This is a genomic window from Pseudomonas sp. LBUM1664 (assembly GCF_059695895.1).
Genome location: NZ_CP166791.1, coordinates 5,390,434 through 5,416,746, shown reverse-complemented (window position 1 = coordinate 5,416,746; position 26,313 = coordinate 5,390,434). Strand labels below are relative to the sequence as shown.

The 26,313-nt window shown below is 58.4% G+C and carries 23 protein-coding genes and 3 tRNA genes; 23 read left to right on the top strand and 3 right to left on the bottom strand.

Annotation, left to right across the window (positions count from 1 at the left end; all coding sequences use genetic code 11):
• Window positions 1-81: 81 nt before the first annotated feature.
• Genes carB through ACA047_RS25285 form a run of 3 tightly spaced genes read left to right on the top strand, consistent with a single transcriptional unit; the run spans window position 82 to window position 4,215 of the window.
• Window positions 82-3,303 carry a carbamoyl-phosphate synthase large subunit gene (carB, locus tag ACA047_RS25295; RefSeq protein ID WP_497354046.1) on the top strand — a complete coding sequence of 1,074 codons (3,222 nt, stop codon included), beginning with the start codon at window positions 82-84 and terminating at the stop codon, window positions 3,301-3,303.
• A 2-nt stretch (window positions 3,304-3,305) separates the two neighbouring features.
• Entirely contained in the window at window positions 3,306-3,782 is a 477-nt protein-coding gene (greA, locus tag ACA047_RS25290) for a transcription elongation factor GreA (RefSeq protein WP_497360548.1), read from the top strand.
• 28 nt (window positions 3,783-3,810) lie between these two features.
• A complete protein-coding gene (locus tag ACA047_RS25285) occupies window positions 3,811-4,215 on the top strand; it encodes an MFS transporter (RefSeq protein ID WP_497354044.1) in 405 nt (134 codons plus the stop codon).
• Window positions 4,216-4,225: 10 nt separating this feature from the next.
• Here the strand turns inward: ACA047_RS25285 and ACA047_RS25280 are convergent, their stop codons facing one another.
• On the bottom strand, window positions 4,226-4,534 hold the full coding sequence (locus ACA047_RS25280) for a YhbY family RNA-binding protein (protein WP_003177852.1): 309 nt from the start codon (window positions 4,532-4,534) through the stop codon (window positions 4,226-4,228).
• A gap of 106 nt (window positions 4,535-4,640) precedes the next feature.
• Here ACA047_RS25280 and rlmE point away from each other — a divergent pair, with 106 nt between their 5' ends.
• The 16 genes from rlmE to ACA047_RS25200 all read left to right on the top strand — a co-directional run bounded on the left by rlmE (window position 4,641) and on the right by ACA047_RS25200 (window position 20,164).
• Window positions 4,641-5,291: a 23S rRNA (uridine(2552)-2'-O)-methyltransferase RlmE gene (gene rlmE / locus ACA047_RS25275; RefSeq protein ID WP_497354042.1), complete on the top strand. Its 651-nt coding sequence runs from the start codon at window positions 4,641-4,643 to the stop codon at window positions 5,289-5,291.
• Window positions 5,292-5,483: 192 nt separating this feature from the next.
• Window positions 5,484-7,394, top strand: coding sequence for an ATP-dependent zinc metalloprotease FtsH (gene ftsH, locus ACA047_RS25270; protein ID WP_497354040.1), 1,911 nt, complete (start codon window positions 5,484-5,486; stop codon window positions 7,392-7,394).
• Between the two features lie 8 nt (window positions 7,395-7,402).
• Window positions 7,403-8,254 (top strand): dihydropteroate synthase, encoded by an 852-nt coding sequence (gene folP, locus ACA047_RS25265; RefSeq protein WP_497354038.1) that lies wholly within the window; start codon window positions 7,403-7,405, stop codon window positions 8,252-8,254.
• A gap of 16 nt (window positions 8,255-8,270) precedes the next feature.
• Window positions 8,271-9,608 (top strand): phosphoglucosamine mutase, encoded by a 1,338-nt coding sequence (gene glmM, locus ACA047_RS25260; RefSeq protein ID WP_497354036.1) that lies wholly within the window; start codon window positions 8,271-8,273, stop codon window positions 9,606-9,608.
• A 66-nt stretch (window positions 9,609-9,674) separates the two neighbouring features.
• Complete coding sequence (tpiA, locus tag ACA047_RS25255; protein WP_497354034.1) at window positions 9,675-10,430, top strand: triose-phosphate isomerase; 756 nt, start codon at window positions 9,675-9,677, stop codon at window positions 10,428-10,430.
• Window positions 10,431-10,434: 4 nt separating this feature from the next.
• Window positions 10,435-10,818, top strand: a complete 384-nt coding sequence (gene secG, locus ACA047_RS25250) for a preprotein translocase subunit SecG (protein WP_497360546.1) — start codon at window positions 10,435-10,437, stop codon at window positions 10,816-10,818.
• Window positions 10,819-10,839: 21 nt separating this feature from the next.
• Window positions 10,840-10,925 (top strand) — tRNA-Leu (locus ACA047_RS25245).
• 97 nt (window positions 10,926-11,022) lie between these two features.
• Window positions 11,023-11,099, top strand: a tRNA-Met gene (locus ACA047_RS25240).
• Between the two features lie 139 nt (window positions 11,100-11,238).
• Window positions 11,239-11,697: a ribosome maturation factor RimP gene (gene rimP, locus ACA047_RS25235; RefSeq protein ID WP_497360544.1), complete on the top strand. Its 459-nt coding sequence runs from the start codon at window positions 11,239-11,241 to the stop codon at window positions 11,695-11,697.
• A gap of 59 nt (window positions 11,698-11,756) precedes the next feature.
• Complete coding sequence (nusA, locus tag ACA047_RS25230; RefSeq protein ID WP_497354032.1) at window positions 11,757-13,238, top strand: transcription termination factor NusA; 1,482 nt, start codon at window positions 11,757-11,759, stop codon at window positions 13,236-13,238.
• A 27-nt stretch (window positions 13,239-13,265) separates the two neighbouring features.
• On the top strand, window positions 13,266-15,788 hold the full coding sequence (gene infB / locus ACA047_RS25225) for a translation initiation factor IF-2 (protein ID WP_497354030.1): 2,523 nt from the start codon (window positions 13,266-13,268) through the stop codon (window positions 15,786-15,788).
• A 159-nt stretch (window positions 15,789-15,947) separates the two neighbouring features.
• On the top strand, window positions 15,948-16,349 hold the full coding sequence (gene rbfA, locus ACA047_RS25220; protein WP_003177871.1) for a 30S ribosome-binding factor RbfA: 402 nt from the start codon (window positions 15,948-15,950) through the stop codon (window positions 16,347-16,349).
• A 3-nt stretch (window positions 16,350-16,352) separates the two neighbouring features.
• The gene (gene truB, locus ACA047_RS25215) at window positions 16,353-17,270 is read left to right on the top strand and encodes a tRNA pseudouridine(55) synthase TruB (protein WP_497354028.1); all 918 of its coding nucleotides are present in this window, start codon (window positions 16,353-16,355) and stop codon (window positions 17,268-17,270) included.
• 142 nt (window positions 17,271-17,412) lie between these two features.
• Window positions 17,413-17,682, top strand: coding sequence for a 30S ribosomal protein S15 (gene rpsO / locus ACA047_RS25210; protein ID WP_024684882.1), 270 nt, complete (start codon window positions 17,413-17,415; stop codon window positions 17,680-17,682).
• Between the two features lie 175 nt (window positions 17,683-17,857).
• Complete coding sequence (pnp, locus tag ACA047_RS25205; protein ID WP_003197725.1) at window positions 17,858-19,963, top strand: polyribonucleotide nucleotidyltransferase; 2,106 nt, start codon at window positions 17,858-17,860, stop codon at window positions 19,961-19,963.
• 125 nt (window positions 19,964-20,088) lie between these two features.
• Window positions 20,089-20,164, top strand: a tRNA-Thr gene (locus ACA047_RS25200).
• Window positions 20,165-20,173: 9 nt separating this feature from the next.
• Here the strand turns inward: ACA047_RS25200 and ACA047_RS25195 are convergent.
• Window positions 20,174-20,623 carry a hypothetical protein gene (locus ACA047_RS25195; protein WP_497354025.1) on the bottom strand — a complete coding sequence of 150 codons (450 nt, stop codon included), beginning with the start codon at window positions 20,621-20,623 and terminating at the stop codon, window positions 20,174-20,176.
• Window positions 20,624-20,924: 301 nt separating this feature from the next.
• Here ACA047_RS25195 and ACA047_RS25190 point away from each other — a divergent pair, with 301 nt between their 5' ends.
• Entirely contained in the window at window positions 20,925-21,230 is a 306-nt protein-coding gene (locus ACA047_RS25190; protein WP_497354023.1) for a DUF6388 family protein, read from the top strand.
• 68 nt (window positions 21,231-21,298) lie between these two features.
• Here the strand turns inward: ACA047_RS25190 and nadC are convergent, their stop codons facing one another.
• Entirely contained in the window at window positions 21,299-22,147 is an 849-nt protein-coding gene (gene nadC / locus ACA047_RS25185) for a carboxylating nicotinate-nucleotide diphosphorylase (protein WP_497354021.1), read from the bottom strand.
• A gap of 260 nt (window positions 22,148-22,407) precedes the next feature.
• On the opposite strand from nadC, the gene ACA047_RS25180 reads away from it, so the two are divergent.
• The 3 genes from ACA047_RS25180 (at window position 22,408) to ampE (ending at window position 26,079) form a co-directional block, all read left to right on the top strand.
• Window positions 22,408-24,621 carry a DUF1631 domain-containing protein gene (locus ACA047_RS25180; RefSeq protein WP_497354019.1) on the top strand — a complete coding sequence of 738 codons (2,214 nt, stop codon included), beginning with the start codon at window positions 22,408-22,410 and terminating at the stop codon, window positions 24,619-24,621.
• 64 nt (window positions 24,622-24,685) lie between these two features.
• A complete protein-coding gene (gene ampD, locus ACA047_RS25175; RefSeq protein WP_497354017.1) occupies window positions 24,686-25,246 on the top strand; it encodes a 1,6-anhydro-N-acetylmuramyl-L-alanine amidase AmpD in 561 nt (186 codons plus the stop codon).
• A complete protein-coding gene (gene ampE / locus ACA047_RS25170; protein ID WP_497354015.1) occupies window positions 25,243-26,079 on the top strand; it encodes a regulatory signaling modulator protein AmpE in 837 nt (278 codons plus the stop codon). Before ampD ends, ampE begins: the two co-directional genes overlap by 4 nt.
• Window positions 26,080-26,313 lie beyond the last annotated feature (234 nt).

The following is a 26,313-nucleotide window of genomic DNA, read 5'->3' as shown; positions in this document are numbered from 1 at the left end:
CGAGAGCGGCGGCCCCTTCGGGCGCTTCAAAGATTGTTCGACGGCCTAGCCGACTGACCTGCGGATTTGAGTGACAAACCCATGCCAAAACGTACAGACATAAAAAGCATCCTGATTCTTGGCGCTGGCCCGATCGTGATCGGCCAGGCCTGCGAATTCGACTACTCCGGCGCCCAGGCCTGTAAAGCCCTGCGCGAAGAGGGCTATCGCGTCATCCTGGTGAACTCCAACCCGGCCACCATCATGACCGACCCGTCCATGGCCGACGCCACCTACATTGAGCCGATCAAGTGGCAGACCGTTGCCAAGATCATCGAGAAAGAGCGCCCGGACGCACTGCTGCCGACCATGGGTGGCCAGACCGCGCTGAACTGCGCCCTGGACCTGGAGCGCGAAGGCGTTCTGGAGAAATTCGGTGTGGAAATGATCGGCGCCAACGCCGACACCATCGACAAGGCTGAAGACCGTTCGCGTTTCGACAAGGCGATGAAATCCATCGGCCTGGACTGCCCACGCTCGGGCATCGCCCACAGCATGGAGGAGGCCAACGCCGTCCTGGAACGCCTCGGCTTCCCATGCATCATCCGTCCGTCCTTCACTATGGGCGGCACCGGTGGCGGCATTGCTTACAACCGCGAAGAATTCGAAGAAATCTGCGCCCGTGGCCTGGACCTGTCGCCGACCAAAGAGCTGCTGATCGACGAGTCCCTGATCGGCTGGAAAGAGTACGAAATGGAAGTTGTCCGCGACAAAAAGGACAACTGCATCATCGTCTGCTCCATCGAAAACTTTGACCCGATGGGCGTGCACACCGGTGACTCGATCACCGTCGCGCCGGCCCAGACCCTGACCGACAAGGAATACCAGATCCTGCGTAACGCCTCTCTGGCGGTATTGCGCGAGATCGGCGTGGAAACCGGCGGCTCCAACGTCCAGTTCGGCATCTGCCCGAACACCGGTCGCATGGTGGTCATCGAGATGAACCCGCGGGTATCCCGTTCGTCGGCCCTGGCTTCGAAAGCCACCGGCTTCCCGATTGCCAAGGTCGCTGCCAAGCTGGCCGTGGGCTACACCCTGGACGAACTGTCGAATGACATCACCGGCGGCAAGACCCCGGCGTCCTTCGAGCCGTCCATTGACTACGTCGTCACCAAGCTGCCACGTTTCGCCTTCGAGAAATTCCCCAAGGCCGACGCCCGCCTGACCACTCAAATGAAGTCGGTCGGCGAAGTCATGGCCATCGGCCGGACCTTCCAGGAGTCCCTGCAGAAAGCGCTTCGCGGCTTGGAAGTGGGTGTCAGCGGCCTTGATCCGAAGCTCGACCTGAGCAACCCGGAAAGCATGAGCGAGCTCAAGCGCGAACTGACCGTGCCGGGCGCCGAGCGTATCTGGTACGTGGCTGACGCCTTCCGTGCTGGCATGACCGTCGAGCAAATCTTCGGCATGAACATGATCGACCCTTGGTTCCTGGTACAGATTGAAGATCTGATCAAGGAAGAAGAGAAGGTCAAGACCCTGGGCATGTCGAGCATCGACCACGACACGATGTTTCGCCTCAAGCGCAAAGGCTTCTCTGACCAACGCCTGGCCAAATTGCTGGGTGTGACCGAGAAGAGCCTGCGGGCTCATCGCCACAAGCTGGATGTGTACCCGGTCTACAAGCGCGTTGACACCTGCGCGGCCGAGTTCGCCACCGACACCGCTTACCTGTACTCCACGTACGAAGAAGAGTGCGAAGCCGCGCCATCGACCCGGGACAAGATCATGATCCTGGGCGGCGGTCCTAACCGGATCGGCCAAGGTATCGAGTTCGACTACTGCTGCGTGCACGCCGCACTGGCCCTGCGCGAAGACGGGTACGAGACCATCATGGTCAACTGCAACCCGGAAACCGTGTCCACCGACTACGACACTTCCGATCGTCTGTACTTCGAGCCGGTAACCCTGGAAGACGTGCTGGAAATCGTCCGTGTCGAGAAGCCAAAAGGCGTGATCGTCCAGTACGGCGGCCAGACTCCTCTGAAACTGGCTCGTGCCCTTGAAGCCGCTGGCGTACCGATCATCGGCACCAGCCCGGATGCAATCGACCGTGCCGAAGACCGTGAGCGCTTCCAGCAGATGGTCGAGCGCCTGAACCTGCGTCAGCCGCCAAACGCCACCGTGCGCAGCGAAGACGAAGCGATTCGTGCCGCGGCCAAGATTGGTTACCCGCTGGTGGTGCGTCCGTCCTATGTACTGGGCGGCCGTGCGATGGAAATCGTTTACCAAGAGGAAGAGCTCAAGCGCTACCTGCGCGAAGCGGTCCAGGTGTCCAACGACAGCCCGGTGCTGTTGGATCACTTCCTCAACTGCGCCATCGAAATGGATGTGGATGCGGTCAGCGACGGCAAGGACGTGGTAATTGGCGCGATCATGCAGCACATCGAGCAGGCGGGTGTTCACTCCGGTGACTCTGCTTGTTCGCTGCCGCCCTATTCGTTGCCGGCCCACATCCAGGACGAAATGCGCGACCAGGTCAAGAAAATGGCCCTGGAACTGGGTGTCATCGGCCTGATGAACGTGCAACTGGCCCTGCAGGGCGAGGACATCTACGTCATCGAGGTCAACCCGCGGGCTTCCCGTACCGTACCGTTCGTCTCCAAGTGCATCGGTGTTTCCCTGGCGATGATCGCTGCGCGGGTCATGGCGGGCAAAACCCTGAAAGAGCTGAACTTCACCAAGGAAATCATTCCTAACTTCTACAGTGTGAAAGAGGCGGTGTTCCCGTTTGCCAAGTTCCCTGGCGTGGACCCGATTCTCGGCCCTGAAATGAAGTCCACCGGTGAAGTGATGGGCGTGGGCGATACCTTCGGTGAAGCCTTTGCCAAGGCCCAGATGGGCGCCAGCGAAGTTCTGCCGACCGGCGGAACGGCGTTCATCAGCGTGCGTGATGACGACAAGCCACTGGTTGCAGGCGTGGCCCGTGATCTGATCAACTTGGGCTTCGAAGTGGTCGCCACTGCCGGTACCGCCAAGCTGATCGAGGCTGCCGGCCTTAAAGTGCGCCGCGTGAACAAGGTGACCGAAGGGCGTCCGCACGTGGTCGACATGATCAAGAATGACGAAGTCACGCTGATCATCAACACCACTGAAGGTCGCCAGTCGATCGCCGACTCCTACTCCATTCGTCGCAATGCACTGCAGCACAAGATCTACTGCACCACGACCATTGCTGCGGGCGAAGCGATCTGCGAAGCGCTCAAATTCGGTCCCGAAAAGACCGTGCGTCGCTTGCAGGATCTACATGCAGGATTGAAGGCATGAGCATAACCAAGTACCCGATGACTGTTCAGGGCGCGAAGGCCCTGGAAGAAGAACACGCTCACCTGACCAAGGTCATTCGTCCGAAGCTCAGCCAGGACATCGGCACGGCCCGGGAGCTGGGTGATCTCAAGGAAAACGCCGAATACCACGCTGCTCGCGAGCAGCAAGGTATGGTCGAGGCGCGTATCCGTGACATCGAGGGCCGCATGCAGAATGCGGTCGTCATCGACGTCACGTCGATCCCGCACACCGGCAAGGTGATCTTTGGCACCACGGTGGAAATCGCCAACGTCGAGACCGATGAAAGCGTCACTTACCAGATCGTTGGTGAGGATGAGGCTGACATCAAGCTCGGCAAGATTTCCGTCGGTTCGCCCATCGCTCGCGCCTTGATTGCCAAGGAAGAGGGTGATGTGGTGACTGTGAAGACGCCTAGTGGTGTCATCGAGTATGAGATTGTCGAAGTCCGTCACCTCTGAACCAAGGCGCCCGCTGCGAGCCGGCGCCATGATTTGGCAGCTTACCCAGATGCTGTGGGTGGGCGGCCTTTGGTTGTTGCACGTTGGTCTGCTGCCGGTGTTGGGTCGAATCGGCCTGGCACCGCTGCTCATCGATGAAATCTCGGGCATGCTGACGGCGCTGCTGGTGGGTTTTGCCGCGGGGTGTGCGATGTTTCAGGCTTTGGTGCTGGTTCAGGCCGAGGGCCTTGCCAGTCTATGGCGCGACATTCGTGGGCAGTTGCTGCTTATGTCGTTGTACGCGTGCGGGATGTTTTTTGCTGTGCGTCTCGGCTGGCCGGATGCGAGCCAGTGGCAGGTATTCAGTTACCTGGTGCTGGGGTTTTCCGGGGTGGTGCTGGTATTGCAGCCGGTTCCCGGATGGAGCGGCAGGGTGCGCGAAGCACACCCTTGACCCTTTGACATCACTTGAAGCGGTGAACGTTCGACAGTTGTTTGTTGACGCTGAAATTCTTGCGATAAATCAGCGCCATCTTGCCGATGACCTGTACCAGGTCTGCCTTGCCGGTCTTGCACAGTTCAGCAACGGCAGCCAGGCGGGCTTCGCGGTCGAGGATATTGAGCTTGATTTTAATCAGCTCATGATCGCCCAGGGCGCGTTCCAGTTCGGCTAGTACACCTTCAGTCAAACCGTTGTCAGCCACAGTCAAAACTGGTTTCAGATGGTGGCCAATGGATTTGTATTGTTTCTTCTGCTCTTGAGTGAGCGGCATAATCTGACCCCTGCGTCTGATCTTGTAAAAAGCGGCGGCCAGTTTACCCGAGCGAGTCCGGGACCGCCCACTTAATCACGACCCGTTTTATTTTTAGAGGTGGCCCGTGGCCCGTTCCAAGACTAGCCAGAACTGGCTCAGAGAGCATTTCAACGATCCGTACGTCAAAATGGCGCAAAAAGACGGCTATCGTTCGCGCGCCAGCTATAAATTGCTGGAGATCCAGGAAAAGGATCGTCTGATCCGTCCAGGCATGACCGTGATTGACCTTGGCGCTGCGCCGGGTGGGTGGTCCCAGGTGACCAGTCGTCTGATTGGCGGGCAGGGCCGGTTGATCGCTTCCGATATCCTGGAAATGGACAGCATCCCTGATGTCACCTTCATTCAGGGCGATTTCACAGAGGACGCCGTGCTGGCAAACATTCTGGAGGCCGTCGGAAATACGCAGGTTGACCTTGTGATTTCCGATATGGCCCCCAATATGAGTGGATTGGCGGCTGTCGACATGCCTCGTGCGATGTTCCTCAGCGAGCTGGCCCTGGATCTTGCAGGGCGGGTTTTGCGTCCCGGTGGTGATTTTTTGATCAAGGTCTTCCAGGGTGAAGGCTTCGACGAATACCACAAAGGCATCCGCAAATTGTTCGACAAGGTGCAGATGCGCAAGCCATTGTCGTCCCGCGATCGTTCTCGCGAGCAGTATTTGCTGGCTCGGGGCTTCCGCGGAACTGAAGGCGCCGCCAGTGATGAGCGTCTTTAATACGGGTCGATAGTTTTTTTTGTCTCGCATTGAAAAAGTCGCGTAGCGAAAATTACGCGGTCAGAGTTTCACAAAGGGTTACAGACGGCGCCTGCCAGAGTCGTAGGTAATGTAGTAAGTTAGGCCGGTGAATATCATGCGAAGCGCGCGCCAGTAGCGGAGCTTGCTTCAGAGGGTAGTTAATTGAACGATATGGCAAAGAATCTGATCCTGTGGTTGATCATCGCCGCTGTCCTTGTGACCGTGATGAACAACTTCTCCAGCCCTAACGAGCCGCAGACCCTCAACTATTCCGACTTCATCCAGCAGGTCAAGGATGGCAAGGTCGAGCGCGTAGCCGTTGACGGCTATGTGATTACCGGCAAGCGCACCGATGGCGACAACTTCAAGACCATTCGTCCGGCTATCCAGGATAACGGCTTGATCGGCGACCTGGTGGACAACCATGTCGTGGTCGAAGGCAAGCAGCCTGAGCAGCAAAGCATCTGGACCCAGCTCCTGGTGGCCAGCTTCCCGATCCTGGTGATCATCGCGGTGTTCATGTTCTTCATGCGCCAGATGCAGGGCGGTGGCGGTGGCAAGGGCGGGCCGATGAGTTTCGGCAAGAGCAAGGCCCGGCTTCTCTCTGAAGATCAGGTAAAAACTACCCTGGCCGACGTCGCAGGTTGTGATGAAGCCAAGGAAGAGGTCGGCGAGCTGGTTGAATTCCTGCGTGATCCGGGCAAGTTCCAGCGCCTGGGTGGCCGTATTCCACGCGGTGTGCTGATGGTAGGCCCGCCTGGTACCGGTAAAACCTTGCTGGCCAAGGCAATTGCCGGCGAAGCCAAGGTGCCGTTCTTCACTATTTCCGGTTCTGACTTCGTTGAAATGTTCGTCGGCGTGGGTGCCAGCCGTGTTCGTGACATGTTCGAACAGGCCAAGAAGCACGCGCCATGCATCATCTTCATTGACGAAATCGACGCCGTCGGTCGCCACCGTGGCGCCGGCATGGGTGGCGGTCACGACGAGCGCGAACAGACCCTCAACCAGTTACTGGTCGAGATGGACGGCTTCGAAATGAATGACGGCATCATCGTGATTGCCGCCACCAACCGTCCGGACGTACTCGACCCTGCGCTGTTGCGCCCAGGTCGTTTCGACCGTCAGGTTGTGGTTGGGCTGCCGGACATCCGCGGTCGTGAGCAGATCCTCAAGGTCCACATGCGTAAAGTGCCGATGGGTGACGATGTCGCTCCGGCGGTGATCGCACGTGGTACGCCGGGCTTTTCCGGTGCCGACCTGGCAAACCTGGTCAACGAAGCGTCGCTGTTCGCCGCTCGTACCGGTAAGCGCGTCGTGGAGATGAAAGAGTTCGAACTGGCCAAGGACAAGATCATGATGGGCGCAGAGCGCAAATCCATGGTCATGTCGGAGAAAGAAAAGCAGAACACGGCGTACCACGAGGCGGGTCACGCGATCGTCGGTCGTGTGGTGCCTGAGCATGATCCCGTCTACAAGGTATCGATCATTCCGCGCGGTCGTGCCCTAGGTGTGACCATGTTCCTGCCGGAAGAGGATCGCTACAGCCTCTCCAAGCGTGCGTTGATCAGCCAGATATGTTCGCTGTATGGCGGCCGAATCGCTGAAGAGATGACGCTGGGCTTCGACGGTGTGACCACTGGCGCATCCAACGACATCATGCGTGCCAGTCAGATCGCCCGGAATATGGTCACCAAGTGGGGTCTGTCCGAGAAGTTGGGTCCACTGATGTATGCCGAAGAAGAGGGCGAAGTGTTCCTTGGGCGTGGCGGCAGTGGTCAACATGCCAGCTTCTCCGGTGAGACTGCCAAACTGATCGACTCGGAAGTACGCAGCATCATCGACCAGTGCTACGGTACCGCCAGGCAGATTCTCACGGACAACCGTGACAAGCTCGACGCCATGGCCGATGCCCTGATGAAGTATGAAACCATCGATGCTGAGCAGATCGACGACATCATGGCAGGCCGTACGCCTCGCGAGCCTCGTGACTGGTCCGGCGGCACCGGTACTTCGGGTACGCCTCCGGCGGTACAAGGCGAGCGCCCCGAAACACCGATCGGCGGTCCGGCTGCTGACGTTTAAGGCTTGAAATGAACTCTGTTCAGTCCTCAACCCGGTTGTCTTGCGGCAACCGGGTTCTTGATTTGGCCCATACGCATGTCATGGGCATTCTCAATGTCACTCCCGACTCCTTTTCCGATGGTGGTCGATTCAGCCAGCTCGATGCTGCGCTGCGGCATGCCGAGGCTATGGTGGTCGCCGGTGCGACGCTGATTGATGTCGGTGGCGAATCGACCCGGCCGGGCGCGCGGGCGGTTTCGCCTACCGAAGAGCTGGAGCGAGTTGCTTCGGTTGTCGAGCGCATACATCGCGAACTTGATGTCATTATCTCGGTCGATACGTCCACGCCAGCGGTCATGCGGGAGACTGCGCGACTGGGCGCGGGCCTGATCAACGATGTTCGATCCTTGCAGCGCGATGGTGCCCTGGATGCCGCGGCGGCCACGGGGTTGCCGGTTTGCCTGATGCATATGCTCGGCGAGCCCGGAACCATGCAAAACGACCCGCATTATCACGACGTGACCAGGGAAGTCGGTGAGTTTCTGGCGGAGCGTTTGGATCAATGCGTTGCCGTGGGCATTCCTGCCGAGCGGGTCATTTTTGATCCCGGGTTCGGCTTTGCCAAGACACTGGCTCACAATCTGAGCCTGTTCAAACATATGGACACTTTGCATGCCTTGGGGCGGCCCCTGTTGGTCGGGGTCTCACGAAAGAGCATGATAGGCAATGCCTTGGGTCGTCCGGTGGGAGAGCGCCTGTATGGTGGTCTCGCACTCGCTGCCTTGGCCATTACAAAAGGTGCGCGCATATTGCGGGTGCATGATGTGGCCGAAACGATGGATGTTGTGCGGATGATCGCAGCAGTGGATTCAGCCGAATAAGAATGATGGAGCACTTATGAGCAAAAAATACTTTGGCACCGACGGTATCCGTGGTCGGGTCGGCGAATATCCCATTACCCCTGATTTCATGCTCAAACTCGGCTGGGCGGCGGGTATGGCGTTCCGCAAAATGGGCGCCTGCAAGGTTCTGGTTGGCAAGGACACACGTATTTCCGGTTACATGTTCGAGTCGGCTCTCGAAGCCGGCCTGACTTCGGCGGGCGCCGATGTGATGTTGCTGGGGCCGATGCCGACGCCTGCCATTGCGTACCTGACGCGTACGTTTCATGCGCAGGCGGGCATTGTGATCAGTGCTTCTCACAATCCTCATGACGATAACGGCATCAAATTCTTCTCCGGCAAAGGCACCAAGCTGCCGGATGAAGTCGAACTGATGATCGAAGAGCTGCTGGACGCACCGATGACTGTGGTTGAGTCGAGCAAGATCGGTAAAGTGTCGCGGATCAACGATGCCTCGGGTCGCTACATCGAGTTCTGTAAGGCCAGCGTGCCGACCGGTACCAGCTTTTCGGGCCTGAAAATCGTCGTCGATTGCGCCCATGGTGCAACCTATAAAGTCGCGCCGAGTGTGTTTCGCGAGTTGGGGGCTGAGGTGGTGGTGCTTTCCGCCCAGCCTAATGGCCTGAACATCAATCACAACTGCGGCTCCACCCATACCGAATCGCTGCAAGCGGCAGTGCTGGCTGAGCATGCCGATCTCGGGATTGCCTTCGATGGCGACGGTGATCGGGTCCTGATGGTGGACCACACCGGTACAGTCGTCGATGGTGACGAATTGCTGTTCATCATCGCTCGCGACCTGCACGGGCGCGGCAAGCTGCAGGGCGGTGTGGTTGGTACGTTGATGAGCAATCTCGGGCTTGAGTTGGCCCTGGCTGACCTGGATATCCCCTTCGTGCGGGCTAACGTGGGTGACCGCTATGTGATTTCGGAGTTGCTGGAGCGCAACTGGCTGATCGGTGGCGAGAACTCTGGTCACATCGTGTGCTTCAACCACACCACCACCGGTGATGCAATCATTGCTGCCCTGCAAGTGCTGATGGCACTCAAAGCGCGCAACGAAGGGCTTGCGCAATCACGCCAGGCGTTGCGCAAGTGTCCTCAGGTGTTGATTAATGTGCGTTTCGGTGGTGGTGTGAATCCTATCGAGCATGCAACAGTCAAGCAGGCCAGTGAGCGCGTAACGCAGGCGATGGCCGGGCGTGGGCGCGTGCTGTTGCGCAAGTCTGGTACCGAGCCTTTGGTGCGTGTCATGGTCGAAGGTGAGGATGAAGCACAGGTCCGCGGTTATGCCGAAGAGCTGGCGAAACTTGTTACTGAAGTTTCTGCCTGAATTCGGCTTGCCAGTCATGAATCGGTTGGGTAACATCTGCGCCCACTTTGACCGACGAGGTACAGCATGCGTCGCCCTATGGTAGCTGGTAACTGGAAAATGCACGGTACCCGCGCCAGCGTCGCTGAGCTGATCAATGGCCTTCGTCATCTGGCCTTGTCAAGCGGTGTTGATGTCGCGGTATTCCCGCCTTGCTTGTATATCAATCAGGTGATTGATGGCTTGAAAGGCAAGTCGATTTCGGTTGGCGCGCAGAATTCTGCGGTGGAATCCATGCAAGGCGCGTTGACTGGTGAAATTGCGCCGAGTCAGCTGGTGGATGCAGGTTGTTCCCTGGTGCTGGTCGGGCATTCCGAGCGTCGCCTGATGATGGGTGAGCAGGACAAAGCCTTGATTCGCAAATTTGCTGCGGCTCAGGCCTGTGGTCTGACTCCGGTGTTGTGCGTAGGGGAGACCCTCGAGCAGCGTGAGGCCGGGATGACCCTTGAGGTTGTCGGGCGTCAGCTTGGCAACATCATCGAGGATCTGGGTATCGGTGCTTTTGCAAAGGCAGTTATAGCTTACGAGCCGGTCTGGGCCATTGGCACCGGGCTGACTGCTTCGCCGCAACAGGCGCAGGATGTGCACGCAGCCATCCGCGCGCAGTTGGCGGCAGAGAATTCTGAAGTGGCACGAGGTGTGCGGCTTCTATACGGCGGCAGCGTGAAGGCGGCCAATGCGGTCGAACTGTTCGGCATGCCGGATATCGATGGGGGGCTCATTGGTGGAGCGTCCCTGAATGCAGATGAGTTCGGTGCGATTTGTCGTGCCGCGGGAAACTGAAAAAATGCTGGAAACAGTCGTAGTCGTTTTTCATCTGCTGGGTGCACTGGGCGTAGTTGCTCTCGTATTGCTTCAGCAGGGTAAAGGTGCGGATGCTGGTGCGTCTTTCGGTGCAGGTGCTTCAAATACTGTATTCGGAAGCCAAGGTTCCTCTACCTTTCTTAGTAAGTTTACTGCTATACTTGCCGCCGGTTTCTTCATGACCAGCTTGGGTTTAGGTTACTTTGCTAAAGAGAAAGCTCATGAGCTGACTCAAGTAGGTTTGCCAAACCCAGCAGTATTGGAGGCGCCAAAGCAACAACCGGCTTCTGATGATGTCCCGGTGCTTCAAGAGCAAAAGTCGGCCAACTCGGCGACTGACGTACCTCCAGCTCAAGAGCAGAAGTAAGAAGGTTTCAAGCGCTGTATTGCCGAGGTGGTGGAATTGGTAGACACGCAACCTTGAGGTGGTTGTGCCCATAGGGTGTAGGGGTTCGAGTCCCCTTCTCGGTACCAATTATCAGGAGAGCCCGCGATTGCGGGCTTTCTTGTAGGTGGAAGGGTTACATTGACCCTGTAAGGGATCAGTCGTATACTTCCGCCCCAGCTTTGTCGCGGGATGGAGCAGTCTGGTAGCTCGTCGGGCTCATAACCCGAAGGTCGTCGGTTCAAATCCGGCTCCCGCAACCAGTTTCAGGGGCCCCTTCCAAGGGGCTTTTTGTTAGCTGGACACTTTATAACGCCGCTGTTCGACGGCGTTTCAGGGATGGGCATTAGCCCATTTTTTTTTATTTGCACAGCATGCACAAACATGCACGAGGGGGTTCAGGTGTCGAGCAAGCTAGAACAGTTGCAGGCCTTGTTGGCCCCGGTGGTCGTGGCCCTTGGCTATGAATGCTGGGGTATTGAGTTTTCGGCTCAAGGTCGCCACTCACTGTTGCGCGTTTATATTGATAAAGAGGGCGGCGTGCTGGTGGACGATTGCGCCATCGTCAGCCGTCAGATCAGCGGTGTCCTGGATGTTGAAGATCCAATCGCCGCTGAATACACCCTTGAAGTTTCCTCGCCTGGCATGGAACGCCCTCTGTTCACTCTTGAACAGTTCGCTTTGTTTGCCGGTGGACAAGTGAAGATCAAGTTGCGCTCGCCTTTCGAAGGTCGACGTAACTTTCAAGGCCTTCTGCGCGGTGTAGAAGAGCAGGATGTCGTGGTGCAAGTAGAAGACCATGAGTTCCTGTTGCCGATCGATATGATCGACAAGGCCAACATTATTCCCAGTTTTGACTGATACGTGCCAGATACTGCGGATCCCGCGGATCCAATGGCTTGCGAAAGGCGAGGCGTACGATGAGCAAAGAAGTACTGCTGGTTGTTGAGTCGGTATCCAATGAAAAGGGCGTACCGGCTAACGTTATTTTTGAAGCGCTGGAGCTGGCTCTGGCCACTGCTACCAAAAAGCGGTTTGAAGACGAAGTTGATTTGCGTGTGGAAATCAATCGCCACACGGGTGCCTATGAGACTTTCCGTCGCTGGACGGTGGTCGAGGAAGCCGACCTGGACGATCCGGCTATCGAAACCTGGCCGAGCAAGGTTGCAGAAACGCACCCTGGCGCCAAGGTGGGTGAGGTAGTCGAAGAAAAAATCGAGTCCATCGAATTCGGTCGCATCGCTGCACAGACTGCCAAGCAAGTCATTGTGCAGAAAGTTCGCGAAGCCGAGCGTGCGCAAGTCGTCGATGCCTATCGCGAGCGCCTGGGAGAAATCATCTCCGGCACCGTGAAAAAAGTCACCCGCGACAACGTGATCGTCGACCTGGGCAACAACGCCGAAGCGTTGCTGGCTCGTGAAGACATCATTTCTCGCGAAACTTTCCGCGTTGGCGTGCGACTGCGTGCGCTGCTCAAGGAAATCCGCACCGAGAACCGGGGCCCGCAGCTGATCCTGTCGCGTACTGCGCCGGAAATGCTGATCGAGTTGTTCCGCATCGAAGTGCCGGAAATTGCTGAAGGCCTGATCGAAGTAATGGCCGCTTCCCGTGATCCGGGTTCGCGTGCCAAGATCGCGGTCCGCTCCAAGGACAAACGCATCGACCCGCAAGGTGCTTGCATCGGCATGCGTGGTTCGCGTGTCCAGGCCGTATCCGGCGAGTTGGGCGGCGAGCGTGTGGACATCGTCCTGTGGGACGACAACCCGGCTCAGTTCGTGATCAATGCCATGTCGCCTGCTGAAGTGGCGGCAATTATCGTTGACGAAGATGCCCATGCCATGGACATCGCCGTTGGCGCAGACAATCTGGCTCAGGCCATCGGTCGCGGTGGTCAGAACGTGCGTCTGGCCAGCCAATTGACTGGCTGGACCCTGAACGTGATGACCGAATCGGACATCCAGGCTAAGCAGCAAGCAGAAACCGGCGACATCCTGCGCAACTTCATCGAAGAGCTTGAAGTCGATGAAGAGCTGGCGCAGGTGCTGGTGGATGAAGGCTTTACCAGCCTGGAAGAGATTGCCTACGTACCGGTGGAGGAGATGCTCAACATCGACGGCTTTGACGAGGACATCGTCAACGAGCTTCGCGCTCGGGCCAAGGATCGTTTGTTGACCAAAGCCATCGCTACTGAGGAAAAGCTGGCAGACGCCCATCCGGCCGAAGACCTGCTCTCGCTTGAGGGCATGGACAAGGATTTGGCGATGGAACTGGCGGTGCGCGGCGTAATTACCCGCGAAGACCTGGCCGAGCAGTCTATTGACGATCTGCTCGACATCGACGGCATTGACGATGATCGTGCCGGCAAGTTGATCATGGCCGCCCGAGCCCACTGGTTCGAGTAATTAGGCGCGGCCTGAGGAGAGAAGTGCATGACGCAAGTCACGGTGAAACAACTGGCCGATGAGGTCAAAACACCGGTAGAGCGCCTGTTGCAGCAGATGCGTGAGGCAGGTCTGCCGCACACCGCCGCCGAGGAACATGTGACCGACAGTGAGAAGCAGTCCCTGCTGACTCACTTGAAGAGCAGTCACAAGGCGAAAGTGGAAGAACCACGCAAGATCACTCTGCAGCGTAAAACCACCAGCACCCTGCGTGTTGCCGGTAGCAAAAGCATCAGCGTTGAAGTACGTAAGAAGAAAGTCTTCGTACAGCGCAGCCCGGAAGAAATCGAAGCCGAGCGCAAACGCGAACAGGAAGAACGTCGCGCAGTAGAAAATGCTGCCCGTCAGAAGGCTGAAGAAGAAGCCAAGCGTCGCACCGAAGAAGAAGCGCGTCGCCAGCCTGCTGCTGCGCAATCCGCTCCGGTCGAAGCAGTTGCGGCTCCTGCCGCAGTTGCTGAGCCTGCGCGTGAAAGCGCGCCGGTCCTGGCGACAGCTCCCGCACCTGCGGCTGATACTCGCAAGCGCGACGAACAGCGTCGTCCGGACAAACCACGTGCCGACGACAATCGTCGTGGCAGTGGCGATGGCGAGCGTAAAAACGCTCCTCATCGTGCTTCGGTCAAGGAAAAGGCGCCGGCACCGCGCGTTGCCCCACGTACTACCGACGAAGAAAGCGATGGCTTCCGTCGTGGCGGTCGCGGCAAGGCCAAGCTGAAGAAACGCAACGCCCACGGTTTCCAGAGCCCAACCGGCCCTGTCGTGCGTGATGTGCAGATCGGCGAGACTATCTCTGTTGGCGATCTCGCCAATCAGATGTCGGTCAAGGCTGCTGAAATCATCAAGTTCATGTTCAAATTGGGCACTCCAGCAACCATCAACCAGGTGCTTGATCAGGAAACTGCTCAACTGGTAGCCGAAGAACTGGGCCACAAAGTGACCCTGGTCAGCGACACTGCCCTGGAAGACTCCCTGGCCGAGTCCCTGAAGTTTGAAGGTGAGACGTTCTCCCGTGCGCCAGTTGTGACCGTGATGGGTCACGTTGACCATGGTAAGACTTCGCTGCTCGACTATATCCGTCGTGCCAAGGTAGCTGCGGGCGAAGCCGGCGGTATCACCCAGCACATCGGTGCGTACCACGTTGAAACCGAGCGCGGCATGGTCACCTTCCTCGACACCCCTGGTCACGCTGCGTTTACCGCAATGCGTGCCCGTGGTGCCAAGGCGACTGACATCGTGATCCTGGTAGTTGCAGCGGACGACGGCGTGATGCCGCAGACCATTGAAGCTGTCCAGCACGCCAAGGCCGCTGGTGTCCCACTGGTTGTTGCAGTGAACAAAATCGACAAGCCGGGTGCCGATCTCGATCGCATTCGTAGCGAACTGTCGGTTCACGGCGTGACTTCCGAAGAGTGGGGCGGTGATACGCCATTCGTTTCGGTCTCGGCGAAAGTCGGTACTGGCGTAGACGAACTGCTCGAAGCGGTCCTGTTGCAGGCTGAAGTACTCGAACTCAAAGCAACCCCATCGGCCCCAGGTCGTGGTGTTGTAGTTGAATCGCGTCTCGACAAAGGTCGTGGCCCGGTTGCAACCGTTCTGGTTCAAGACGGTACCCTGCGTCAAGGCGACATGGTTCTGGTCGGTTCGAACTATGGCCGTGTACGTGCCATGCTCGACGAGAACGGCAAGCCAATCAAAGAAGCCGGTCCGTCCATCCCTGTCGAGATTCTCGGCCTGGACGGTACTCCGGACGCTGGCGACGAGATGAGCGTGGTGGCTGACGAGAAGAAAGCCCGTGAAGTGGCTCTGTTCCGTCAAGGCAAGTTCCGCGAAGTCAAACTGGCTCGTGCTCACGCCGGCAAGCTGGAAAACATCTTCGAAAACATGGGCCAGGCAGAGAAGAAGACGCTCAACATCGTCCTCAAATCCGACGTCCGTGGTTCGCTGGAAGCGTTGAACGGCGCCTTGAACGGCCTGGGTAACGACGAAGTGCAAGTGCGTGTGGTCGGCGGCGGCGTTGGTGGTATCACCGAATCCGACGCCAACCTGGCACTGGCCTCCAACGCTGTACTGTTTGGCTTCAACGTGCGTGCCGATGCCGGTGCTCGCAAGATCGTCGAGCAGGAAGGTCTGGATATGCGTTACTACAACGTGATCTACGACATCATCGAAGACGTCAAGAAAGCCCTGACCGGTATGCTGGGCAGCGATGTTCGCGAGAACATCCTGGGTACCGCTGAAGTGCGTGACGTGTTCCGTTCGCCGAAGTTTGGCGCGATCGCCGGTTGCATGGTGATCGAAGGTGTCGTTCACCGTAACCGTCCGATCCGTGTACTGCGTGAAGACATCGTGATCTTCGAAGGCGAGCTGGAATCCCTGCGTCGCTTCAAGGATGACGCTTCTGAAGTACGTGCCGGCATGGAATGCGGTATTGGCGTCAAGAGCTACAACGACGTCAAGGTCGGCGACAAGATCGAAGTCTACGAGAAGGTTCAGGTTGCTCGCAGCCTCTAACTCGCGCACTTCAAGAGCCGCACCGGGCAGCCGCATGAACATGCGCTGCCTCTCTGGCGGACTCTAAACGCAACGCCCGGTCTGGCTTTTGTCAGGCCGGGCGTTTGCCGCTTTCAGACCTCACGGGTTTCGCCGTGGGGCAGTAACAGGTAACAAGACATGGCAAAAGAATATAGCCGTACCCAACGAATCGGCGATCAGATGCAGCGCGAGCTGGCCCAGTTGATCCGCCGCGAAGTCAAAGACCCACGCGTCGGCCTGGTCACCATTACCGCTGTAGAAGTCAGCCGTGACGTCGGTCATGCAAAGATTTTCATCACAGTGATGGGCCAGGACAGCGCCGAAGAAATTGCTCAAAGCATCAAGGTGCTCAACTCGGCCGCCGGTTTCCTGCGTATGCAACTGGCCCGGGAGATGAAACTGCGCAGCGTTCCACAGCTGCATTTCCACTACGACGAAAGCGTTGTGCGTGGTGCGCATCTGTCGGCACTGATCGAACGCGCCGTGGCTGAAGACAGTCAGCACCCGGTTGCGGCTGAACCCGAAGACACCAAGGAGTAATCGGTGGCTCAGGTCAAACGTATCCGTCGTAACGTCAGCGGCATCATCCTGCTCGACAAGCCGCTGGGGTTCACGTCCAACGCGGCGTTGCAGAAGGTTCGCTGGCTGCTCAATGCCGAGAAGGCCGGGCATACCGGTAGCCTTGATCCGCTGGCCACCGGCGTGTTGCCGCTGTGCTTCGGCGAGGCGACCAAGTTCTCTCAATACCTGCTCGACTCCGACAAGGCTTATGAAACCCTGGCGCAACTGGGCAAGACCACCACCACGGCGGATGCCGAAGGTGAGGTTCTGCTGGAGCGTCCGGTGACCGTTGGTCAGGCTGATGTCGAGGCTGTGCTGCCAGGTTTTCGGGGGCAAATCAGTCAGATACCGCCGATGTACTCGGCCCTCAAGCGTGATGGCCAGCCGTTGTACAAGCTGGCCCGTGCAGGCGAAGTAGTGGAGCGCGAACCGCGTTCTGTTACTATTGCGCGCTTGGAATTGCTGGCCTTTGACGGTAATACTGCACGGCTCGCCGTGGATTGCAGCAAAGGCACCTATATCCGCACCCTGGTGGAGGATATCGGTGAGCAGCTCGGCTGTGGTGCGTACGTAGCAGAATTGCGACGGACCCAGGCCGGGCCTTTCACGTTGGCCCAGACGGTCACGCTGGAGGAGCTCGAAGCGGTCCATGCCGAAGGCGGCAACGAAGCGGTTGACCGTTTCCTGATGCCATCGGACAGCGGCTTGCTGGACTGGCCGCTGTTGCAGTTCTCGGAACACAGCGCGTTCTACTGGCTCAACGGCCAGCCGGTACGCGCCCCGGATGCGCCGAAGTTCGGCATGGTACGGGTACAGGATCACAACGGTCGCTTCATCGGTATCGGTGAAGTGAGCGAAGACGGGCGTATTGCGCCGCGTCGACTGATTCGGTCGGAATGACCGGAACCAGCCTGCGTAATAGCAGGCTGGCGAGTGTGGCTGTTAACAGGCACGGTCACTACTCATTTATAGATACAGGGATTTGTCCCTGGCCTGTTGGTACGGTTTCTTCGGGAACGGTACCTCACAAGAGGAAAGCCACATGGCACTCAGCGTTGAAGAAAAAGCTCAGATCGTGACCGACTACCAGCAAGCTGTGGGTGATACTGGTTCGCCAGAAGTGCAAGTTGCACTGCTGACCGCCAACATCAACAAACTGCAAGGTCACTTCAAGGCCAACGGTAAAGATCACCACTCCCGTCGTGGTCTGATCCGCATGGTAAACCAGCGTCGTAAGCTGCTGGATTACCTCAAGGGTAAGGACGTTAGTCGTTACAGCACCTTGATCGGTCGCCTGGGTCTGCGTCGCTAATCAGCGATTGCGCTATGAGGTTGGTTGTCTGTCGGTTGCCAGCGCTTTGCGTCGGCAGCTGGCAGGCTCCCAGCCTCAAGTTTTATCTGGACAGTCGTTGGGCCGATTCCCCGCACTGCCCAAGAATTTCGCAAGAAGACAAGTTCCCCAAGAGCCACAAAGAAGGTAGGACACCGTGAACCCGGTAATCAAAAAATTCCAATTCGGTCAGTCGACCGTTACCCTCGAGACTGGCCGTATCGCCCGTCAGGCCTCCGGCGCAGTGCTGGTCACCGTTGACGACGACGTCAGCGTATTGGTGACCGTTGTCGGTGCCAAACAAGCCGATCCAGGCAAGGGCTTCTTCCCTCTGTCTGTTCACTACCAGGAAAAGACTTACGCTGCCGGTAAGATCCCTGGCGGTTTCTTCAAGCGCGAAGGCCGTCCTTCCGAGAAAGAAACCCTGACTTCCCGACTGATCGACCGTCCGATCCGTCCGCTTTTCCCAGAAGGTTTCATGAACGAAGTGCAGGTCGTCTGCACCGTCGTTTCCACCAGCAAGAAAACCGATCCGGACATCGCTGCGATGATCGGTACCTCGGCTGCGCTGGCGATCTCCGGCATTCCTTTCGATGGCCCGATTGGTGCTGCCCGCGTAGCGTTCCACGAAAGCACCGGCTACCTGCTGAACCCAACCTACGAGCAACTGAAAGCTTCGAGCCTGGACATGGTCGTGGCCGGTACCTCCGAAGCCGTGCTGATGGTTGAATCCGAAGCCAAAGAGCTGACCGAAGACCAGATGCTGGGCGCCGTGTTGTTCGCCCACGACGAGTTCCAGGTGGTGATCAACGCCGTCAAGGAACTGGCCGCCGAAGCCGCCAAGCCAACCTGGACCTGGGCTCCGCAAGCCGAAGCCACTGAACTGCTGGGCGCCATCCGTGCCGAGTTCGGCGAAGCGATTTCCCAGGCCTACACCATCACCGTCAAGGCCGACCGTTATGCGCGTCTGGGCGAGTTGAAAGACCAGGTTGTTGCCAAACTGTCCGGCGAAGAAGGTCAGCCATCGGCCAGCGACGTCAAGGCAGCTTTTGGTGAAATCGAATACCGCACCGTTCGCGAAAACATCGTTAACGGCAAGCCGCGTATCGACGGTCGCGATACCCGCACCGTACGTCCGCTGAACATCGAAGTTGGCGTTCTGCCAAAAACCCACGGTTCGGCGCTGTTCACCCGTGGCGAAACCCAGGCCCTGGTCGTTGCAACACTGGGCACCGCCCGTGACGCGCAACTGCTGGACACCCTGGAAGGCGAAAAGAAAGACCCGTTCATGCTGCACTACAACTTCCCTCCGTTCTCGGTGGGCGAGTGTGGTCGCATGGGTGGCGCCGGTCGCCGCGAAATCGGTCACGGCCGTCTGGCCCGTCGTTCGGTCCAGGCCATGCTGCCAGCCGCTGACGTGTTCCCGTACACCATTCGTGTGGTATCGGAAATCACCGAGTCCAACGGTTCTAGCTCCATGGCTTCGGTCTGCGGCGCTTCCCTGGCCCTGATGGACGCCGGTGTGCCGATGAAGGCTCCAGTTGCCGGTATCGCCATGGGTCTGGTGAAAGAAGGCGAGAAATTCGCCGTCCTGACCGACATCCTGGGTGACGAAGACCACCTGGGCGACATGGACTTCAAAGTGGCCGGTACCGCCAAAGGCGTTACCGCACTGCAGATGGACATCAAGATCAAGGGCATCACCGAAGAGATCATGGAAATCGCCCTGGGCCAAGCCCTGGAAGCGCGCCTGAACATCCTCGGCCAGATGAACCAGATCATTGGTCAGTCCCGTACCGAGCTGTCGGAAAATGCTCCGACCATGATCGCGATGAAAATCGACACCGACAAAATCCGTGATGTCATCGGTAAAGGCGGCGCGACCATCCGTGCGATCTGTGAAGAAACCAAGGCTTCGATCGACATCGAAGACGACGGCTCGATCAAGATCTTCGGCGAAACCAAGGAAGCGGCAGAAGCGGCACGCCAACGCGTTCTGGGTATCACTGCCGAAGCCGAGATCGGCAAGATCTACGTCGGCAAGGTTGAACGCATCGTCGACTTCGGTGCTTTCGTCAACATCCTGCCGGGCAAGGACGGTCTGGTTCACATCTCCATGCTGAGCGATGCTCGCGTCGAGAAAGTGACCGACATCCTCAAGGAAGGTCAGGAAGTGGAAGTGCTGGTACTGGACGTGGACAACCGCGGCCGCATCAAGCTGTCCATCAAAGACGTGGCAGCAGCCAAGGCGTCGGGCGTTTAATTACCCCCTCGCTTAGCCGCTGAACAAGCAAACGCCCCGACTGGTTCGGGGCGTTTTGCTGTGTGCGCAAAATCACCCCGTCGCAAGTTGCCTGGCTCCAAGGTCAATGCTAGGTTTAGCCCACCGCCCGTGTAGCTCAGTCGGTAGAGCAGCGCACTCGTAACGCGAAGGTCGCAGGTTCGATTCCTGTCTCGGGCACCATTCCCCTCGTTATTTCACCTTTCTGCTCAGGTCCTCGACGGTGCGCTTGAGCTCTTCTACTTGCTTGCCAAGGTTGTTCAGATCGCGTTCCTGCTCATTAACCTTGCGCTTGAGATCGTCAATCTCCTTGTTGCTGGAGTTGGCGCTGGAACCACTGTTGCGTTTAAGTTCTTCGATCTGCCGAGCCTGCTCGCTGAGGGTACGCTTCTGGTTTTCCAGTTCGACGGCGCTGGCCTTTGCGATTTTTTCCAGGTTTTCCAAGTCCTCGATGCTGATACGGGTGCTGACGAGTGTGTCCTTACCGAATGAGTTGTGAAGGGCGGGGATTTTGTCGGAATACATCGAAGGGTCAGAGGTGACTTCGACAGCCGCTTGAACAACGCTGGCCAATGTCAGGCTGCCGAGTAGCAGGGTGACGGTGGCAAGCTGGGTAAACGAAAGCTTCGAAAAACTGCGCATCACTGGGTTCCTTGTGAAGTGCCGTTATGGCACATGGCTATGACGTGGGCTTTCGACTTATGTTCCCAAGGCATGCTGCACCTTCTGTAGGTGGTTTTTTGTGAGATAGATGTAAAGAGCCGTGTAACTCATCGGCAAAACGTCCTATATTCGTTGCCTGCATGAGCATCGCCCAGCAGTTTTCAGATGATCCCGAATGGTTCTGAAGGCCAGATAAACCGGGCTTCAAACGGTTTTTTGCGTCAGAGAGATCCTTGATGATCCAGATCCATCTTCCATTCCCCAGATCAACGAGAACGCCATGACTGTTAAAGAATTGACCAAAGAAGCCAGACACGAAGAAGCCCTGAAAAAATACGTGCTGGATGCGCCCCAGTTGCTGGAAGAGATCAAGGACCTGCCCGCCGACGATCAGAAAGACCAAATCCAGTGGGCGTTCGAGGACGAAGCTGAAGCCCAGGGGCTGCAGCCCTGGGAGTTGACGCTCAAGTACACCAGCACACCTGAAGAGTTCGAGGAGCAGCGCCTTGTCTTGCACAAGGAAGCTGCTGAAGTGTTGGGCGTGGAGTGGGGTGAGTACTGCGAGATGAACAATCTTGTAGTTTAAAAGCAGCTACAAGTTACAAGCTGCAAGTCAGGCACGAACCGCTTGCAGCTTGAAACTCGCAACTGCTGTCAGAGACTCAACCGCATCGACAGATCCACCGCCTTCACATCCTTGGTCATCGCCCCGATCGAGATGTAGTCCACCCCGGTCTCGGCAATCGGGCGCAACGTGCTTTCGTTGATCCCGCCGCTGGCCTCCAGTTTCGCCTTGCCGCCGTTCAGGCGTACCGCTTCGCGCATGTCGTCCAGGCTCAGTTCGTCGAGCATGATGATATCGGCGTTGGCCGCCAGCGCTTCTTTCAATTCCGTCAGGCTTTCCACTTCGATTTCCACCGGTTTACCCGGGGCGATCTTGTGGGCGGCGGTGACGGCCTGGGCGATGCCGCCGCAGGCAGCGATGTGGTTTTCCTTGATCAGGAAAGCATCGTACAGACCGATACGGTGGTTATGGCAGCCGCCACAGGTGACGGCGTACTTCTGGGCCAGGCGCAGCCCAGGCAGGGTCTTGCGGGTGTCCAGCAGCTTGACTTGAGTGTCGGCAACAAAGTCGGCCAGGTAGCGGGCCCGCGTGGCGACACCCGAGAGCATTTGCAGAAAGTTCAGCGCGCTGCGTTCGCCGGTCAGCAGCGAGCGGGCCGGGCCCTCGAGGTGGAACAGCGCCTGATCGGGGCTCACCCGGTCACCGTCGCTCACTTGCCAATGCACTGCGACGCGCGGGTCCAACTGCCGGAACACGGCATCGACCCAGGCCGTACCGCTGATGATCGCGGCTTCGCGGGTAATGATGGTGGCCTTGGCCAAGCGTTCGGCGGGGATCAGTTGCGCGGTGATGTCGCCGCCGCCGATGTCTTCGAGCAGCGCGCGGCGCACGTTGGCTTCGATTTCGGCGGTCAGATCGGCGAGACGTAGATTCGGCATAGCGGGCTCCACAAACAAAGTGGCCCGATTATAGGGCCAGGCCGTGAGCGAACCCAAGGCGCCGGGTGTCTTCGGGCATTGAAGATTGCATTTGGTCGCATCCTCGCAACATTTCTTCAAATGTAGGGTCATTAATGCGATGTGTTTCTAGATTGGTACAGAGTGCTGGTGCGACGGAGTTCTTTGCCAGATAATTCGCCTTTCGATTGACGCCATAGCTTTGACGTTTATAACCGAAGAATGCCGTTCAGGAGGCCAGAATGCACAACGACGGGAATGTAGTGCCTTTGCACAAGGTTTCTACGGATCAGGCGAATCGTTCGCCGCTCGCCCGCCTGCCTGTGACTCTGCTTCAGGTTCGCGACAAGGCGGCCCAGCAGCTGCGCCTCGGGTTGCAAGGGCTGTTCGATAATGCCGACGATACGCTGTTCGAAATGGCTGACCGGGCGCGCGACGATGTCGAGCAGAACCTGTTCTTCGAAGCCATGCGAGACCTGCGTCTGAAACGCAAAAGTATGGAGCGCGGGTTTATCGAGCAGTTTTTCGAGGCGTTCGTCAGCCATGCTCAGTACGACCTGACCCAAAGTACTCTCGCGCCCGTCCGGCCCCACGGCAGCCACGCTCAGCCGACCCCAGACGACCTGGAGCGTCATCTGGCGGTGGAGGCCATGGTCACCCGGGTGCTCAGTCGCGATGGCGTGGCGCTCGATCAATTGACAGCCCGACTCAGCGCGCTGCTGGCCCGGCCGCTGGCGAGTCAGCACAACCCCCTGAGCCCGGCGCTGCTGTGTGAGAATTTCCTGCAGGCCGGGCGCAATCTTGGCGTGGGGATCAAGGTCAAGTTGATCCTGCTCAAACTGTTCGAGCGTTATGTACTCAGCGAGTGCGACCGGCTCTATGCCGAGGCCAATCAGTTGTTGGCCGCCACAGGCATCTTGCCGGATCTCAAGGTTTTACCCTCTCGACGGGCCTCGGATCGTATCGACGATAACCCCCGCCCCAAGGCAGAGGTTGCTGCCAGGCCCACGGCTACCGAGGTCGATGACAGCGTGCAGGAAGTGTTCGCCGCGTTGCAGAAGCTGCTGCGACAGGTGCGTGGCAGCGTGGCGCCGACCCTGGAGGCCAGTGCGCCGGCACAGCCGATCTCGACCCGTGACCTGCTGCGACTGCTTTCCCATTTACAGCAATACGTGCCGGCACTTGCCGTTCAGGACGAGTTCGATCTGCGGAGCCAGATCGAACAACTGCTGACCCGGGTCAGCGTCATGAGTGGCAAGTCTCGAGTGATCGAAGGCGCCGATGAAGACGTCATCAACCTGATCTCGATGATGTTCGAATTCATCCTCGAAGACCATAACCTGCCGGCCTCCTTCAAGGCGCTGATCGGCCGCCTGCAAATCCCGATGCTCAAGGTTGCGGTGCAGGACAAAAGTTTCTTCAGTCGCGGCAATCATCCGGCCCGGCGGCTGCTCAATGAAATTGCCGCTGCCGCCATGGGTTGGGGCGATTGTGACGATCATCAACGCGACAGCCTCTATCTGCGCATCGAACAGGTGGTGCAGCGCTTACTGAATGACTTCGTCGATGACCCGGCGATTTTCAACGAATTGCTGGCTGACTTCCTGGCCTTCACCAGCGACGAACGGCGCCGCAGTGAGCTGCTCGAACAGCGCATCCGTGACGCCGAAGAAGGGCGCGCCAAGGCCGAACTGGCGCGCCAGCGTGTCGAAGGGGCGCTGAACCAGGTGATGCTGGGCAAAGTGTTGCCCGAGGCCGTGGTCGAGTTCGTACATCGGGCCTGGAGCCAGGTGCTGTTGCTGACCTGCTTCAAGCACGGCGAGCAGTCAGCCGAGTGGCAGGCCGATGTCCTGACCCTGGAACAATTGATCTGGAGTGTCCAGCATCACGAGGAAGCCGACGCCGGCCTGCGCCTGCTGGCGATGGTGCCGGAGCTGCTCAAGGCTCTGCGTGAAGGTCTGAGCCGTTCGGCGTTCGATCCGTTCGCCACCAGTGAATTTTTCAGTGAGCTGGAAGTTCTGCACGTGCAGTCTCTCGAGCGTATGGGGCAGGCGACGGAGCAGACCCAGTCGTTCAATTCGCCGGTCATGGTCGAGGTACTGGAAAAAATTGTCCTGCGCGCCACACACAAGGCACCAGTGGACAGCACGGCGGTGCGATTACCGGTCGATGACGAGGGACTGCGTCAGGTCGACGAGTTGCATTTGGGGAGCTGGGTCGAGTTCCAGGAGGACGATGACAACAGCCTGCGTTGCAAGCTGGCGGCGATCATTCAGGATTCGGGCAAATACATCTTCGTCAATCGCACCGGCCTCAAAGTGCTCGAGCATAACCGCACCAGCCTGGCCCTGGCGTTTCGCCGGGGGGCGGTGCGCCTGTTGGACGACACCCTGCTGTTCGACCGGGCACTGGAGTCGGTGCTGGGCAATCTGCGTCAGCTCAATCGCGGCAAGTGATCGCGCAGCCCTGGCTGATCACGGCATACTGACGACATTCACCGTCGTCATCGAAGGAATCTGTATGCAGTTGGACTCCGCGAGCGGTTGGTGCGATGGCGTGCGTCATTGCCCATCGCCCAACTTCAATGCGCGCCCCGAGGGCGAAATTTCCCTGCTGGTGATCCACAACATCAGCCTGCCACCGGCACAATTTGCCACGGGCAAGGTGCAGGAGTTCTTCCAGAATCGTCTGGATGTCACGCAACATCCCTACTTTGCCGGTATCGCCGACCTGCGCGTGTCTGCGCATTTTCTGATCGAGCGTGACGGCGCCGTTACTCAGTTTGTCTCCTGCCTGGATCGTGCTTGGCATGCGGGCGTTTCGTGCTTCGAGGGGCGGGAGGCGTGTAATGATTTTTCCCTGGGCATCGAGCTTGAAGGCACTGATGATCTGCCTTTCACCGACGTGCAATATGACGCATTGGTGGACCTGACACGGCAGTTGCAAGTTGCGTTCAGGTCGATCACCGTGCAGCGTATCTGCGGGCACAGCGACATCGCTGCGGGGCGCAAGACCGATCCGGGACCGGCATTCGACTGGGCGCGCTACCGCGCGGCCCTGACAGAAGGGGAAGGACAATGAGTTTTCTGGTGTTGCTGCTGGCGGTCTGGATCGAGAAGTTCTCGGCCTTGCGCCAGCGGGTCCAGCGCGACGGTGGTTGGCTGCACGAACTGAACAAGCTTGAGACGAGCCCGCGCTGGGTCAACCGGCCCTGGCTAGTGCTGATCGTGATGGTCTTGCTGCCCGTGGCCCTGCTGGCGTTGCTGCTGTGGGTGCTGGACCCGGTGGCCTACGGTTTGCTGGCGCTGCCGGTGCACCTGTTGGTGGTGATTTACAGCCTGGGGCGCGGGGATCTGCTGGCGGCCCTGGGGCCGTTTCGCGATGCGTGGCGGCGCGAAGACCTGCAAGCAGCGGTCCATGTGGCCAAGCGCGACCTGGACATTGAAGCCGATAATGGCGAGCAGTTGCTGGAGCGGGTCCAGGGCCATTTGCTGTGGCAGGCTTACCAGAGCTTTTTCGCGGTGATTTTCTGGTACTTCCTGCTGGGGCCGGTCGCAGCCCTGAGTTATCGCCTGCTGGCGCTGGCCGCCGAGCACAGCCAGAACCCCGGCGTGGCCGAGCGGGCAGCGCAAATGCGCCATGCCTTCGACTGGGTGCCGGTGCGGTTGCTGGCGGCGAGCTTCGCCTTGGTGGGCAACTTCGTGGCGGTCAGCCGGGTCATGCTGCATGAACTGCTGAACTGGAACATCAGCGCCGCCCACCTGATAGACAAGGTGGGTCTGGTGGCCGGCGAAATTCCCGAACCCGTGGCCGGGCCTGATGGCATCAACAGCCTGGATCGGCTCTGGGAATTGCTGCTGCGTGCGGCGGTGCTTTGGTACGCCGGTTTTGCGTTGTGGACGGTGTTGGCCTGACAAAGCAAACAACAGTCTTTGGTGAAAGAGGTTCCTGTGGCGAGGGCGCTTGCTCCCGCTGAGGTGCGAAGCATCTCCCTGGAGGCGACCCTAAAGGCGGCGGTTGCTGCGCAATCGAGCGGGAGCAAGCGCCCTCACCACAGTGCCTGCCCTTCAAGCTTCTGCCGTTAACCTTAAGTTACAAATCTCCCCGCCGATTTAGGCTATACAGTGACAGTGCCCAATAGTGGCTTT

Bases quoted from the DNA above. Each gene is read 5' to 3' on its own strand.
- carB (WP_497354046.1), top strand. From the start codon at position 82: ATGCCAAAACGTACAGACATAAAAAGCATCCTGATTCTTGGCGCTGGC.
- ACA047_RS25285 (WP_497354044.1), top strand. From the start codon at position 3,811: ATGATTTGGCAGCTTACCCAGATGCTGTGGGTGGGCGGCCTTTGGTTG.
- ACA047_RS25280 (WP_003177852.1), bottom strand. From the start codon at position 4,534: ATGCCGCTCACTCAAGAGCAGAAGAAACAATACAAATCCATTGGCCAC.
- ftsH (WP_497354040.1), top strand. From the start codon at position 5,484: ATGGCAAAGAATCTGATCCTGTGGTTGATCATCGCCGCTGTCCTTGTG.
- folP (WP_497354038.1), top strand. From the start codon at position 7,403: ATGAACTCTGTTCAGTCCTCAACCCGGTTGTCTTGCGGCAACCGGGTT.
- glmM (WP_497354036.1), top strand. From the start codon at position 8,271: ATGAGCAAAAAATACTTTGGCACCGACGGTATCCGTGGTCGGGTCGGC.
- tpiA (WP_497354034.1), top strand. From the start codon at position 9,675: ATGCGTCGCCCTATGGTAGCTGGTAACTGGAAAATGCACGGTACCCGC.
- secG (WP_497360546.1), top strand. From the start codon at position 10,435: ATGCTGGAAACAGTCGTAGTCGTTTTTCATCTGCTGGGTGCACTGGGC.
- nusA (WP_497354032.1), top strand. From the start codon at position 11,757: ATGAGCAAAGAAGTACTGCTGGTTGTTGAGTCGGTATCCAATGAAAAG.
- infB (WP_497354030.1), top strand. From the start codon at position 13,266: ATGACGCAAGTCACGGTGAAACAACTGGCCGATGAGGTCAAAACACCG.
- rbfA (WP_003177871.1), top strand. From the start codon at position 15,948: ATGGCAAAAGAATATAGCCGTACCCAACGAATCGGCGATCAGATGCAG.
- rpsO (WP_024684882.1), top strand. From the start codon at position 17,413: ATGGCACTCAGCGTTGAAGAAAAAGCTCAGATCGTGACCGACTACCAG.
- ACA047_RS25195 (WP_497354025.1), bottom strand. From the start codon at position 20,623: ATGCGCAGTTTTTCGAAGCTTTCGTTTACCCAGCTTGCCACCGTCACC.
- ACA047_RS25190 (WP_497354023.1), top strand. From the start codon at position 20,925: ATGACTGTTAAAGAATTGACCAAAGAAGCCAGACACGAAGAAGCCCTG.
- nadC (WP_497354021.1), bottom strand. From the start codon at position 22,147: ATGCCGAATCTACGTCTCGCCGATCTGACCGCCGAAATCGAAGCCAAC.
- ACA047_RS25180 (WP_497354019.1), top strand. From the start codon at position 22,408: ATGCACAACGACGGGAATGTAGTGCCTTTGCACAAGGTTTCTACGGAT.
- ampD (WP_497354017.1), top strand. From the start codon at position 24,686: ATGCAGTTGGACTCCGCGAGCGGTTGGTGCGATGGCGTGCGTCATTGC.
- ampE (WP_497354015.1), top strand. From the start codon at position 25,243: ATGAGTTTTCTGGTGTTGCTGCTGGCGGTCTGGATCGAGAAGTTCTCG.